This window comes from Hyphomicrobiales bacterium (genome assembly GCA_016125495.1).
In the GTDB taxonomy this organism is placed as follows: Bacteria; Pseudomonadota; Alphaproteobacteria; order Rhizobiales; family RI-29; genus RI-29.
Map to the genome: position 1 here is coordinate 1 of WGLQ01000020.1, position 13,129 is coordinate 13,129.

12 protein-coding genes are annotated in these 13,129 nt (G+C 64.5%); all 12 read right to left on the reverse strand.

Features of this window, described 5'->3' with window-relative positions; genetic code table 11:
• Nucleotides 1-174: 5-aminolevulinate synthase (locus GC150_14190; GenBank protein MBI1386051.1), on the reverse strand; the 174-nt coding region annotated here is incomplete at its 3' end.
• Nucleotides 175-255: 81 nt separating this feature from the next.
• Complete coding sequence (locus GC150_14195; protein MBI1386052.1) at nt 256-1,242, reverse strand: DUF3623 family protein; 987 nt, start codon at nt 1,240-1,242, stop codon at nt 256-258.
• Entirely contained in the window at nt 1,169-2,236 is a 1,068-nt protein-coding gene (gene acsF / locus GC150_14200; GenBank protein MBI1386053.1) for a magnesium-protoporphyrin IX monomethyl ester (oxidative) cyclase, read from the reverse strand. The genes GC150_14195 and acsF overlap by 74 nt, the downstream gene beginning before the upstream one ends.
• Nucleotides 2,233-2,532 carry a hypothetical protein gene (locus GC150_14205; protein MBI1386054.1) on the reverse strand — a complete coding sequence of 100 codons (300 nt, stop codon included), beginning with the start codon at nt 2,530-2,532 and terminating at the stop codon, nt 2,233-2,235. Before GC150_14205 ends, acsF begins: the two co-directional genes overlap by 4 nt.
• Before the next feature lie 5 nt (nt 2,533-2,537).
• Entirely contained in the window at nt 2,538-2,996 is a 459-nt protein-coding gene (locus GC150_14210; GenBank protein MBI1386055.1) for a phosphonoacetaldehyde hydrolase, read from the reverse strand.
• Between the two features lie 119 nt (nt 2,997-3,115).
• Nucleotides 3,116-3,838, reverse strand: coding sequence for a PH domain-containing protein (locus tag GC150_14215; protein MBI1386056.1), 723 nt, complete (start codon nt 3,836-3,838; stop codon nt 3,116-3,118).
• Nucleotides 3,835-4,623 carry a photosynthetic reaction center subunit H gene (puhA, locus tag GC150_14220; GenBank protein MBI1386057.1) on the reverse strand — a complete coding sequence of 263 codons (789 nt, stop codon included), beginning with the start codon at nt 4,621-4,623 and terminating at the stop codon, nt 3,835-3,837. The genes GC150_14215 and puhA overlap by 4 nt, the downstream gene beginning before the upstream one ends.
• 36 nt (nt 4,624-4,659) lie before the next feature.
• Entirely contained in the window at nt 4,660-6,093 is a 1,434-nt protein-coding gene (locus GC150_14225) for an MFS transporter (protein MBI1386058.1), read from the reverse strand.
• Nucleotides 6,090-6,800: a magnesium protoporphyrin IX methyltransferase gene (locus tag GC150_14230; protein ID MBI1386059.1), complete on the reverse strand. Its 711-nt coding sequence runs from the start codon at nt 6,798-6,800 to the stop codon at nt 6,090-6,092. The genes GC150_14225 and GC150_14230 overlap by 4 nt, the downstream gene beginning before the upstream one ends.
• Before the next feature lie 11 nt (nt 6,801-6,811).
• Entirely contained in the window at nt 6,812-7,711 is a 900-nt protein-coding gene (locus GC150_14235; GenBank protein ID MBI1386060.1) for a ferredoxin:protochlorophyllide reductase (ATP-dependent) iron-sulfur ATP-binding protein, read from the reverse strand.
• A 131-nt stretch (nt 7,712-7,842) separates the two neighbouring features.
• Nucleotides 7,843-11,574 (reverse strand): magnesium chelatase subunit H, encoded by a 3,732-nt coding sequence (locus tag GC150_14240; GenBank protein ID MBI1386061.1) that lies wholly within the window; start codon nt 11,572-11,574, stop codon nt 7,843-7,845.
• Complete coding sequence (locus tag GC150_14245) at nt 11,549-13,129, reverse strand: ferredoxin:protochlorophyllide reductase (ATP-dependent) subunit B (GenBank protein MBI1386062.1); 1,581 nt, start codon at nt 13,127-13,129, stop codon at nt 11,549-11,551. The genes GC150_14240 and GC150_14245 overlap by 26 nt, the downstream gene beginning before the upstream one ends.

The window sequence follows — 13,129 nt, forward strand, 5'->3', positions numbered from 1 at the left end:
CATGCCGAGATAATCGTTGGAGCACCAGACGGTGACCTCTCGCGCGCCGTCCGCCCCGTGGTGCCGCGCCGCCGGAAAGGCGCCGCGCTTGCGCTCGAGATCGGCGAAGACGCGGTAGCGACCCTCGCCGCGCAGTTCGTCGAGCCTTGAATTGAAAAAATCGTCGTACCGCATCTCGATCAGCTCCCGATTGATCGCACGTCCTGGCGTCCGGCCGTCGTTGCCATTTTCTTTTCCACCCACGACGTCGCTCCCTCATGCCCTCTTGGCGACTGTCGCCGCGAGGCGGTCGCCGATATGGCGCACCGGTTGGCGAACCGAAGTGGGTAGCCGGTCGCGGGTGCCCGATCGCTGTCCACGGATCGCCCAACGCCAGGGCATGGTTTCGTCGAAGGGCAGCACCATCATCCAGTGCTCGATGATGCCGAGGAGCAGCAGCGTCAGCACGAGCAGTCCACCCGCCAGTTCGAACGGGGACAAGGAGGCGTTGGTCCAAAGCACGAAGATCATCCAGCCTGCCGCCACGCAGGCGAAGCTGACGCTGAAGGGAAAGAGGAAATTCACCGGTGAGCGGCGGAAGTAGGAGGCGAGGAACCCGACACGCGGCGGAAGGAAAGCCTCGGCCAGGTTCCTCACTCCGAGAAAGATGTTGAGCTTCGCGCTGATCCGCATCAACCAAAGGACGATGAATGCGGCAGCGCCGACCTGATTGGGTGCATCCGACGTGAGCAGGATGACAAGGACCAGCGTCGCGACAAGGGCGAGTTCGTGGTAGGCGACGGCCTCGAAGGCTTCGCCGAATCGCCACCAGCCGGTGGCGCCGCTCGAGCAGGCGATGCGGCGCGGACCGGTGACGAGGCCGAGGAGCAGGGCGAGTTCGTGCCAGGCCCAGAGCGTCAGCGCACATGCGAACGAGAGGAAAGCAGCAGCGACGCTGGTCGCCGCCGCGCTCGCCCAGAGGCCGTAGAGCGCGACCGCCGCAAGGACCGTGAGCAGGACCATGGCACCGACCATGGCTATCCCCTCGAGGCGGGCCATGAGAAGGAGTGCGCCGGTCGCGAGCCACCATACGACGACGACGAAGAGTACGGGAAGCGCGATTTCCAACACATCGATCCCCTTTTTCTTCTCTTGTGCACGGCGCCAATCCCGGCCCCGGTGGCACCGCCTACCAGGCGGGCGACAGGCGCGGATTGTCGGGCAGCTTGTTCTGCTTTGTGGGCAGGAAGTAGAGCCGTGCAAAACTGGCGGTGGCCCGGGCCACGAGCCAGTAGTGCCGCAGCCTGCCTGCGATGCCACCCTGCTGCTTGGCGGCCTCCATCGCCTCGGCCACGATGCGCAGCCGTTCCAGTCCGGAGAGGAATCGCGGGTCGTCGATGTCGATCTCGAGTGGAAAAACCTGTCGCGAAATCTCGGAGGTTACGCGGAAGACCTTCATGTCGTATTCGGTCGGGTCGAGGCCGAGGGCCTCGTGGAAGGCGGGGCGGGCGTGGTCACGCACGTACATCGTCGCGAATACCGCCAGCAGGAAGAACCGCACCCAGTAGCGATTGAGGCCGGAAATGAGATGCGGGTTGGCTCGCATGATGAGTGCGAACGCCTCGCCGTGTCGAAACTCGTCGTTACACCACTTCTCGAACCACTTGAAGATCGGGTGGATGCGTCGGTGCGGGTGCGCCTCCAAGTGGCGGAAAATAGTGATGTAGCGGGCATAGCCGATCTTCTCGGAGAGATAGGTCGCATAGTAGATGAATTTCGGCTTGAAGAACGTGTACTTCTTGCGCCGCGTCAGGTAGCCGAGGTCGACGCCGATGCCGAACTCCTTGAGCGCATCGTTGATGAATCCTGCGTGACGGGCCTCGTCGCGGCTCATGAACTTGAACAGTTCACAGACGTCCGGGTTCGTGCCGCGCTTGCGCATTTCCGCGTAGAGGACACAGCCAGAAAACTCCGCGGTGAGCGAGCTGACCAGAAAGTCGATCAGTTCGAGCCGAAGCGCCTCCGGCATCGCCTCGAGGTCGATATCGTCCCATTCCTCGGTCCGTTTGAAGTGACCCTTGTTCGGGTCGCTTCGCATTTCGTCGATGAGGAGGTCCCATTCCGCGCGGATCGAGGAAACGTCGAGCCGGTCCATTTCCTCGAAGTCCGTCGTATAGAATCGCGGCGTGAGGACGGTGTCGCGAACCGCCGCCTCGGTTGTCGCGCCGGGTTTGAGTCCGAGCCGCTCAATGGTCATAATTTCTTCTCCGCTGAAAAGCTGAACTCGCAGAGTTCCATGAACTCGAGGTCGCCGGTCAGGCGCGTCCAGGTACGCTCAAGCCACCCGGCGCGAAAGATGGTGGCGTTGCGTCGAATGACCGCTGTCTTGCCGTAGGGAACGATGATCCGCTCGCCGTGCACGAGAACCTCGTCGCCGGGCTCGAGCGGAACATCGCCATCCAGAACGACATGGGCGTGCAGGCTGTCGAATGTGTTCGACACCTCGACGGTGCATGCGACATCGAAGGTCGTGCCACTGCCGGGCCATCTCATCGTAATCATCCTCCCGTGTCCTCCATGAGCTCGGCGAAGGCGCGTTCGTTCGGAAGTCCGAAGGCGCGCAATTCGATGCTCTCGCCCGTCGCAGGATCGGAAATCGAGAGCCGCCCGTCCTGCCAACGGGTCAATTCGAAGGGCAAACTCGCATCGGCGCCGATCCGCTTGCGCTGGGCGGCGAGACCGCGCATCACGACACGCACGAAGCCACGCTTGCGCGCTGGGATCGTGCGAACTCCCGCGCCCGAGCCGCCTTCCGCCACCAAAATGCCGCCGTCGGCGGTGTCGGTGAAGACGAGAGAACGGGATTGCGCGGGCTGCGAGATCGGCACCGTGGTTCGCCCGTAGCCGGTGAGGCGCGCCGACGATGCGATGACGAGTGCCGCGGCGACCAGCGCGGCACAGCCCCAGAGTGCGAGTATGGGGAACCGCTCCGGCACCGAAGGAGTGGTCGTCGACATTTTCTTCTCCTCCTTGCGTCCAGCCCCGCCATCCCGTCCATTACGGGCGCAGGCCGAACCGCTCTCGTGCTGCCTTGCATGGCGCTGCTTCGGCAACCGCGCCAAGTGGTTCGTGCGTCTCAGGCGCTCATCCGCGATGCACCGGCCTCTGCTCCGATGCCAGCGGTTCGGCTCGACTTGCGCGCGGGCGCCGGCCTCGTACGATCCCCTTGGGCCTCGAGGCGCGCCGGTGTCGTGTTCGCAACGGCGTTCATCGTGATCGGTCTGTGAGCCGCAAGTGCTCCGACGAGCACATCGGCTACCGACTTCCCATCCACGAGACAGCGCAGGGTCGGCTCCGGTCTGGAGAGCTTCCACGGGCGGGCATTCGGCCAGAGGTGAGCATAGGCAATATGAGCGGAGCCATCGAGTGTCAGCGCGATGTCGCCGCTGTCCCCCGACTTGACGGAAAGGGCGACGCCGGTCACGCGCGACAAGGGAAGATTGAAGGCCACTTGCAGCGCAATTCCCGAGCGGATCACGACCCGGTGTGTCGTGATCGAATAGTAGGTCGTGCGAGCATAGCCACCGGCGATTGCCAGCAGAAGGCCAACCGCAAGACTGCCCAGTCCGGCGATCAACGCCACCCCGGCAGCGCTCTCGGCGAGGCCTTCACCCGCCATCGCACCGGAGGCGAGCCGCCAAACCGCAAGGGCAACGAAATAGAGAGCGACGACGCGAACGTGGAAAACCTCCGTCGCCAGACCAAACCAGTTGGGAGCGCCCTGCCAGAGCACTCTCTCTCCTTCGGGCAGGTCCGGCGCGATACCGCGTCTCGGATTGAAATCGAATTCCGAACTCATAGCAGCGGCTCCCGGTTCTGAGGTGAGGAGTAGAGATAGCCGCTCGCGAAATACGCGCTCACCCGCTCTTCCTCGAGCAATGTGATCTCGTCCGGGCTACGGTTGACGGGGGCGGCGGCGAATTGCTCCGCCTTCAGGCAGGTGACTTCGACGCGTTCATTGCGACCGTCGATCCGGGCCAGCGGCATGGGAAGAAGCACATGACGGCCGGCAGCGTCCCCGCCATTGCCGCTCGCTGCGCTGGACAGCTCCACTTCCATGTAGCGGATCAGGTATTCGCTGCGGTCGACCCAGAGATCGACGATCTTTCCGGCGATCGCGCCGTCGACGGCGACAACAGGATAGCCGCGTGGGTCGACATCACGTTCGGCGACGTGGAACTCCTTCAAGGCGCGCAGGGGGCGGATTTTCGGCTCACCGGTGTGGGTCAAGTCGGGCACGTCCGCCCGCTCGGCGTAGGCGGCCGGGCCGACACCGCTCAGCATGAGGTTGTCTCCAGCGGGCTCGAGCGGGGCGCCGGGCCATGGCTCGATAGGATTACCGGAAATGGACCGCAAATCCGCCTTCCGGTTGGGCGCTTGCGCGGTACGCCCGCCAGCCAAGTTGAAGGTCTTGGGCTCCGGGATCCAGATCACGCCATGATTCTTGAACGTGCCACGCTGGTCCAGTTCGAGCGGGTAACCCTCCCGGCGATCCTCGCGACGTAGATAGAAAAGCAATCCCGCAAAGAACAGCCAGAACGCATAGAGCGCGACCAGTGCGAGATCGATGTGCTCGGTCAACATGTTCCATTCTCCTATGCAGACGCAAATTCAGGCCGATCATCCAGGCAGATCCGAGAGACCCACCGCGATGGGGCGCTCACGCAGTCCGGCACGGGTCGGTCCCACCACCGGACCTATGACGACAAGGGTCGCAAACAGCAGCGCTATTTCGAAATGGTACACGACGCTGTAGCCGATCGCGGGACCGGCGAAGGCGGGCCCGAGCTGGCCCGCTTCCGCGATGCCCGAGGTCACGTCGCGCAGCAGGGCGCCAATGGCGATTGCCAGGCCGGCGGCCGTCGCCTGCACGGCGCCCCAGGTGCCGATCACGAGGCCGCAATCGTCATGGTCGGCAAGCGACATGGCGCCGGAGAGCATTCCTACGGAAAACAATCCGCCTCCTATCCCGACGAGCGCGACGCCCGTGCCGAAGAGCACTGTCGAGTCCATCGGTCCCGCGAGGATGACGAGCGAGAACGCGGCAACTCCGATCAGTGCACCGAACGCCGACATTCGGTAGGGATCGAGGCCCCGTCCGAGTGCGCGCGCCGCCCAGGCGAAACCCGCCAGCATTCCCCCCGCGAGCAGCGCGGTCAGCAGCGTCGTCGCACTGACGCTCAACCCAAACACCTCGGCGCCATAGGGCTCGAGCAGGATGTCCTGCATGCTGAATGCCGCCGTTCCGAGGGCAAGGGCGGTCAGCAGTCGAACGACCCTCGCCTTGCAGCGCAGCTTCGACCATGCTGCAGCGAACCGCGGGATATCCGTCCCTGGCAAGCGAGCCGCCGGACTTCGCGGTTCCTGCTTCCAGAGCGCGACGACATTGACGACCATGACGAGAGCCGCCGTGCCTTGGATCACTTGAATCAGGCGGATCTGGGAGAAGTCTGCCAACAGCGCCCCATAGGACAGGGAACCGAAAAACATGCCCAAGAGCAGCATGACATAGAGCAGTGCCACGATGCGTGGTCGGCGCCCGGACGGAGCGAGGTCCGTCGCCAGGGCGAGACCGGCGGTCTGTGTCGTATGGATGCCCGCACCGACGAGGAGAAAAGCAAGGCCGGCCGCCGCGTGGGCAACCCAAACCGGTCCGTTCATGTCACCCGAAAGAACGATGAGCGCGAACGGCATGATCGCGAGGCCGCCGAACTGGAGGAGGGTGCCGAACCAGATGTAGGGTACGCGGCGCCACCCGAGAAATGATCGGTGGTGGTCAGAGCGGAACCCGATGAGGGCACGAAACGGCGCAAGCACGAGGGGCAGACCGATGAGCGTCGCTATGAGCCAGGCTGGCACGTTCAGTTCCACGATCATGACGCGGTTGAGCGTGCCGTTCAGCAGAACGATCGAGATGCCGACGGAAACCTGAAAAAGGGAGAGCCGCAAGATACGCAGTAGCGGAAGCTCGCGCGAGGCAACGTCCGCGAATGGCAGATAGCGGGGAGCAATCTGGAGCCAGAGGTGCCCGAATGACAGGGCAGGCTTGCTCATGACCTTTCGAGCCTCATTGCCTGCGAGATATAGAAGCCGCTCTTGATCCGCGGGCCTGCCGTGACGTGCCAACCCCGCAGACGGGGATCGGCGCAAAGGCGTGCAACGAGGTCGCGCTCGCGCACAGGGACGATTTTGGGAGCACGGTTTGCCGCCGGGAGCAGGCGGCCGACCAGATGCATCGCGAGGAGGGCGGAATTGAGAGGAGCGAACGTGAAGACGATCCGTCGCTTCGCGCAAAGTGAAAGCCTTGCTATGGCCTCCACCACATTCGCCGGATCGTAGTGGATGAGGCTGTCCATGGCGATCACGGCATCGAACCGACCATCGACGTCGAGCATGTCTCCGGTGCGGAATACAAGTCTCGGAGCGCCGAGCCCCAACGCGAGCGCGCGCGCCCGCGCAACATCGACGAGTGTCGCCGACAGATCGACGCCGACGATCTTCGCAGCGATACCGCACCGCGTTGCCGCCTCGATGGCGAGTTCGCCCGGACCGCAGCCAGCATCGAGGATAGAAAGTCCGGCATCATCCGCCGCGGCGAGATCGAGCACGACGTTGCGCATGCGTTCTCGTCCGGCACGTACGGTCGCGCGGATCCGCCCGAGTGGGGCGTCCGATGTCAACCGTGTCCATGCCTCGGAGGCGGTTCGGTCGAAGTAGGTCTCGATCTCGGACCGCCTGCGTTGGTAGCCGGCGTCAGCCATGATTGTCATCCTCAATTGAAGCCCAGCAGATCGAAGATTTCCCGATCCTTCATCGGCTTCGGAATGAGCGGATCTGTGCCGGTCCACAGCAGTTCGGCGAGGCGCAGATATTCATTCTGCACCTCGATGATGCCCGGCTCGTCGTTCATCTCGAAGAGCGTGCGCTTGTTGAGCCGGGAGCGGCGAATCGCATCGAGATCCGGAAAATGCGCGATCCGATTGAAACCGATGCGTTCGCAGTACTTGTCGACTTCGTCGGTATCGCGCGAGCGGTTCGCGATGCAGCCGGCCAAGCGGACCTCGTAGTTGCGGGCCTTGGCTTGAACCGCAGAGACGATCCGATTCATCGCGTAGATGGAGTCGAAATCGTTCGCCGTGACGATGATCGCGCGGTCGGCATGCTGCAGCGGGGCGGCAAAGCCCCCACAGACGACATCGCCGAGGACATCGAAGATTACGACGTCCGACTCCTCGAGGAGATGGTGTTGCTTGAGCAGCTTGACCGTCTGACCGACGACATATCCCCCACAGCCCGTACCGGCTGGCGGACCACCTGCCTCCACACACATCACACCCGCATATCCCTCGTAGACGAAATCCTCCGTCCTTAGCTCCTCGGCGTGAAAATCGACCGCCTCCAGCACATCGATCACGGTCGGCATCAGGCGCTTCGTGAGGGTGAAAGTGGAATCGTGCTTGGGATCGCAGCCGATCTGGAGAACCTTCTTGCCGAGCCGGGCGAATGCGACGGATAAGTTGGATGACGTCGTGCTCTTGCCGATCCCGCCCTTGCCGTAGACGGAAAAGACCTTTGCCGACCCGATGTGGAGGCCAGGGTCCATCGTCACCTGAACGCTTCCCTCGCCATCGTCGCGGCGCCGGTTCAGAACGTTGTGAAGAGTTGCCGTCATGGCAGGCTATTCCTCTCTTGATCGTCCGGGGATCGACCTGGTCTCGGTGGATTGCGCCACGCCGCGACCACCTTTCTCTTGGCTCCGTCTCGACGACGCCGGCGTGGTCATCGAGCTGGCCCGCCGCCGGCTCATGCGGCGCCGGCCAGTGCTCGGCACTCGAATTGGTCCTCGAGGTCCTCGCCAGCGGCCCGCAGCGCCGCCAAGGTGCCCGGATCGGGCGACCAATAATTGCGCTCGTGTGCCTCCAGCAGCCGACTGGCGACACGGATCGAGGCCTTGGGATTGAGGTCCGCCATGCGCTTCCTCATGTCCGGGTCGAGCACGAATGTCTCCGTCAGGCGTTGGTAGACCCATGGTTCGACCGAGCCGGTGGTCGCGGACCAGCCCATCGTATTTGTCACGTGGGCTTCGATTTCTCGAACGCCTTCATAGCCATGCTTGAGCATCCCCTCGTACCATTTGGGATTGAGAGCGCGCGTCCTGGTCTCCAGGGCGACCTGTTCGCCGAGGGTGCGGACTTTCGCCTCCGTACGGGTCTGGTCGCCGATGTAGACGGGAGTCGGCGCGCCGCTCAGCGTGCGGACCGCGCGCCCGATGCCGCCGAGTGTATCGAAATAGTGGTCGATGGTCGTGACGCCGACCTCGATGGATTCGAGGTTCTGGTACGCGAGGTCGACGCGGGACAGGATGCGCTCCAGCAGAGGTCGCTGGGAAATGGTCCGCCCGTCGCGGGCGACGGCAAAGCACTTGCGACTGGAGAACGTGTGCGTCAGTTCGTCTCCATCGACCCAGCAACCGCTCTCGACCATGTGATTGACGTTCGCGCCATACGCACCTTCGGCGTTAGAAAAGACCCGCAGCGCGGCGGTCTCGAGGTCGCAGCCGAGTTCGGCGGCGTCGCGCAAGGCATGCATGCGGATGAAATTATCGGTCTCCGGTTCGTCGGCCAACGCGGCCAACAGGCTCGCCTCGGCCAGCATGCGGGCCTGGAGCGGCAAGAGGTCGCGGAAAATTCCGGAGAGTGTCGCGATCACATCGATCCGCGGGCGCCCAAGTTCAGCAAGAGGCAACAGCTCGGCGCCGACTGCGCGCCCATAGCTGTCGTAGCGGGGGCGGGCGCCAATCAAGGCCAAGGCTTGGGCGATGGGCCCGCCTTGGGACTTCATGTTGTCCGTGCCCCAGAGCACGATCGCGACCATGCGTGGCAGCCGGTGGCCCTCGGCGATGTGGCGGGCCAGCAGACGACGCGCCTGTTCGGCACCATCGGCGACGGAAAACGCACTCGGCATTCTGAACGGATCGAAACCATGGATATTTCGCCCTGTCGGCAAGACATCGGGCGAGCGCAGCAGGTCTCCGCCGACGACCGGACGAATGTAGCGCGCATCGAGTGCATCGCGGATCGCGGTGAGTTCGCTGTCCTCGCAAAGCAGACCGTCGATCCGAGCCAGTTCGGTCAATGCGGCGACGGTTTCGGCATCCTCGCTGCGCCCGGTCAGGACCGCTGCCTGTCGCGGTGGAACTCCGGCCACGATCGCTTCGATCGCCGCAGCGCCGCTGGCAACGGACTGGTTCGCCTCCGCCATTGCCGCGAGGAGATCGGCGCGCTCGGACCGGTCGGGCCCTCGACCCACCACGTGCAGACCATGCGGCACGAGGCTGGTCTCGATCTCGTGGATCCGTTGTGCGAGAGCCTCGATGTCGCAGGCTTGCGTGTCGGCTGTTCCCTCGGCGAGCAGATCGAGCTCACGGACCTGCGTTCGGATGAGCGCTTGGAGATTTTCGCGGGTCGTGTCCTGACCGGGCGGCAGCGCGCGCCACTGGTCGAGCGACACCTTGAGCTCGAGCAGACCCTTGTAGAGTCCAGCCCTGGTAATGGGCGGAGTGAGGTAGCTGATCAACGTTGCGCTGCCACGGCGCTTGGCGAGCGTGCCTTCCGACGGATTGTTGGCTGAATAGAGATTGAAATTCGGCAGGTCGGCTATGAGCCGGTCGGGCCAGCACGTCTGGGAGAGGCCAGCCTGCTTGCCGGGCATGAACTCGAGAGCACCGTGGGTCCCGAAGTGCAAAACCGCGTGCGCCGAGAACTCTTCCCGAATGTAGCGGTAGTAGGCGGAGAAGGCATGCGTCGGCGCGAATCCCTTTTCGAACAGCAGCCGCATCGGGTCGCCTTCGTAGCCGAAGCCCGGCTGAAGGCCCACGAGGATGTTGCCGAACCGGCGACCGAGGACGAAGAGGTTCTTGCCGTCCGTCAGTTGGCGTCCGGGCGCCGGCCCCCATTGCGCCTCGATGTCGCGCAGATGCGGCTCGCGTCGCACGTGGTCCTCGGCGGGAATGTGTGCGTGGACGTTGGCGTCGGCCCCCCAACGTGCGGCGTTGCCCTCGAGGATGGCGGTGCGCAGTGCATCAGCGCTTTCGGGGACCTCGACCGTGTAGCCCGCCCGCGCGAGCATGGCGAGGACGTTGAAAAGGGATTCGTAGACGGCAAGGAACGCAGCCGTTCCGGCCGCACCGGCATTGGGGGGAAAATTGAAGAGCGTGATGGCGAGCCGGCGCTCGGCGCGCGGTGTGCGGCGCAGCTCTACGAGCCTTGCCACCCGGGCCGCGAGCATCGCGACGCGCTCCGGGTTCGGGCGCATACGGCGCCCGGCGGTCGGATCGCCGTCCTCCGAGCGCCCGCCGAAGACGATCGGGGCAATGGCCCCGTCGAGTTCGGGTATCGCGAGCATCATGGTCGATTCGATCGGCATCAGCCCGCTGTCCGAGCGTTGCCAACTCTCGAGCGACTGCAGTTCGAGGCCCTGGGCCGCGAGGTATGGGACGTCGAGGCGGGAGAGGATATCCTCGGCGGCACGCTGGTCGTTGTAGGCCGGTCCACCGACCAGGGAAAACCCGGTGAGCGAAACCAGGGCATCGATGCGCGGCTGCCCGTTGCAGATGAAAAATTTCTCGATCGCCTCCCGGGAATCGAGACCGGATGCAAACACTGGGACAACCTCGAGGCCGCTGTCCTCGAGTGCCCTGATCACGCCATCATAATGGTCCGTATCGCGCGAGAGGACATAGGATCGCATCAACAGGAGGCCGACGCTACCCCGGCAATCGCGGCGCACCGGCAGGTCCTCCCGGCGGGTGGCTATGCGGTCGGGCAAGTCGGGATGGTAGATGCCGCAGTCGGCGTACTCGATCGGGGGGCGGTGCCTGACGAGCGGACGCAGTTGGCGGCGCGGACCGTCCGCATAGCGGCCGACCAGGTAGGCGACGAGTTGAACGATGTTGTCGTCGGAGCCTGCGAGCCAGTACTGCATGGTGAGAAAATAGGAGCGCACGTCCTGCGCGGTGCCCGGGATGAATTTGAGCAGCCGCGGCAGTCGCTTGAGCATCGCCATCTGGCCGGCGCCGGAAGACTTGCGCTCGCTGCTCGAGCCACGCAGGCGCTTGAGAAGCCTGAGGAGCGGCGAACTCGGTGCACTCATGTCGAAGCGCCCGAGGCGCGTGAGGCGGATGATCTCACCGGCGGACATGCAGCCGACGATCGCGTCGCACTGCATGCGACGGCGTTCGAGATCGGGAAGCACTGCCGTGATATGCTCTTCGAGAAAGAGCATCGTTGCGACAATGATATCCGCGCGAGCGATTTCGCGGCGGCAGACTGCGAGTGTCTCGGGCCGGCTCGCCCAGTCGGAGGCGACATGGAGAGAAATGCGGATGCCGGGAATGAAGTCCCTCAACTCGCGCTCGGCCGCCTGCACCGCACCGGCCAAGTGGTGGTCCATGGTGACGATGACGACCCGCACGGGAATGTCGTTGTCGGCCGGTTGCTCGCGAACCGGATCAGCGTGTGTAATGCGCTTTTGCATCGTACAGCGTCTCGACTGAGATTGTGGTCAAGCCCTCCGCGAGGGCATACGCTTCCGTGTTCCGTCGCGCCTTTCCGCGTACGAAGAAGGGGATTTTCCGCAGTTCCTTCTCGGCTTCGCCCGTCCACGTGATGGGGCCGGCCGAATGGGAATGGGCTGGCCCGTCGTCGGGCGCGGCTGCCGCGGCGGTCGCTTGCGCCTCGACGTTCGCGGTCCGCTCTCCCGAAAGATGCGAGGGACCGGCGGCATCGTTGAATTCGAAATCGTCCCGGAACATGCCGAGGAGGTGCTCCTCGAGGCCCATCGCCAGCGGGTGAACCCAGCTGTCGAAGAGGACATTCGCTCCTGCGTAGCCCATCTGAGGTGCGGCATGGGCAGGAAAATCCTGGACGTGCACGGGAGCCGATATGACCGCGCAGGCGATGCCGAGACGCTTGGCGACATGACGCTCCATCTGCGTGCCGAGCACCAGCTCGGGCTGCAATTCGGCGATGCGGCGCTCGACCTCGAGATAATCATCCGTGATCAGGGGCTCGACGCCATGGCGGGCGGCGGCCTCCCGGACCTCGCGTGCGAATTCGCGATTGTAGGCGCCGAGACCGACAACCGAAAAACCCATTTCCTCGGCGGCCACTCGTGCGGCGGCGATGGCGTGCGTGGCGTCGCCGAAGACGAACACACGCTTTCCCGTCAGATAGTTGGAGTCGACCGAGCGCGACCACCAAGGCAGGCGGAGCGCCCCATCCTCAAGCGCCGGCGTCGGATCGACACCAGCTGCGCCCGCGACCTCGACGATGAACTCACGGGTCGCTCCAACCCCAATCGGCACCGTACGGATCGGGGGTTGGCCGAACTTGCGCTCCAGCCAGCGCGCCGTGGTGTCTGCGGTTTCGGGGTAGAGGACGATGTTGAAGTCGGCCTGCGGCAGCCGACGCGCGTCCGAAGGCCGCATTCCGAGCGGAGCTATGACATTGACGCCGACACCGAGCAGGGTAAGGAGCCTTCGGACCTCGGCCACGTCGTCGCGATGGCGAAAGCCGAGCGCGGTCGGCCCCAGGATGTTGCAGGTCGCCGGTTCGCCGTCGGAACGCACGCGCGGCTGCGGACGGTCCTGTCCGCCGAGCATCGTCGAGACGACGCGATAAAACGTCTCCGACGCGCCCCAGCATTCCTTGCGGGTATAGGAAGGCAATTCGAGGGGGATGACCGGAACGGGGAGCGCGAGCGCGGTCGCGAGCCCGCCAGGATCGTCCTGGATCAGTTCGGCGGTGCACGAGGCTCCGACGATCAGAGCCTCGGGGCGATGCCGCTCGTAGGCCTGCGCGACCGCGCGCTTGAATATTTCGGCCGTATCGCTGCCGAGGTCGCGGGCCTGGAAGGTCGTGTAGGTGACGGGCGGGCGCGATGGGCGACGCTCGATCATGGTGAAGAGCAGGTCGGCATAGGTGTCGCCCTGGGGCGCGTGGAGGACGAAGTGTATATCCTCCATTGCCGCCGCGACACGCATCGCACCGACGTGCGGCGGGCCTTCGTATGTCCAGACCGTCAAGCGCAT

Excerpts from the sequence above, each read along its gene's own strand:
- acsF (MBI1386053.1), bottom strand. The coding sequence starts at position 2,236 with ATGACCATTGAGCGGCTCGGACTCAAACCCGGCGCGACAACCGAGGCG.
- GC150_14205 (MBI1386054.1), bottom strand. The coding sequence starts at position 2,532 with ATGAGATGGCCCGGCAGTGGCACGACCTTCGATGTCGCATGCACCGTC.
- GC150_14210 (MBI1386055.1), bottom strand. The coding sequence starts at position 2,996 with ATGTCGACGACCACTCCTTCGGTGCCGGAGCGGTTCCCCATACTCGCA.
- GC150_14215 (MBI1386056.1), bottom strand. The coding sequence starts at position 3,838 with ATGAGTTCGGAATTCGATTTCAATCCGAGACGCGGTATCGCGCCGGAC.
- puhA (MBI1386057.1), bottom strand. The coding sequence starts at position 4,623 with ATGTTGACCGAGCACATCGATCTCGCACTGGTCGCGCTCTATGCGTTC.
- GC150_14225 (MBI1386058.1), bottom strand. The coding sequence starts at position 6,093 with ATGAGCAAGCCTGCCCTGTCATTCGGGCACCTCTGGCTCCAGATTGCT.
- GC150_14230 (MBI1386059.1), bottom strand. The coding sequence starts at position 6,800 with ATGGCTGACGCCGGCTACCAACGCAGGCGGTCCGAGATCGAGACCTAC.
- GC150_14235 (MBI1386060.1), bottom strand. The coding sequence starts at position 7,711 with ATGACGGCAACTCTTCACAACGTTCTGAACCGGCGCCGCGACGATGGC.
- GC150_14240 (MBI1386061.1), bottom strand. The coding sequence starts at position 11,574 with ATGCAAAAGCGCATTACACACGCTGATCCGGTTCGCGAGCAACCGGCC.
- GC150_14245 (MBI1386062.1), bottom strand. The coding sequence starts at position 13,129 with ATGCGCTTGACGGTCTGGACATACGAAGGCCCGCCGCACGTCGGTGCG.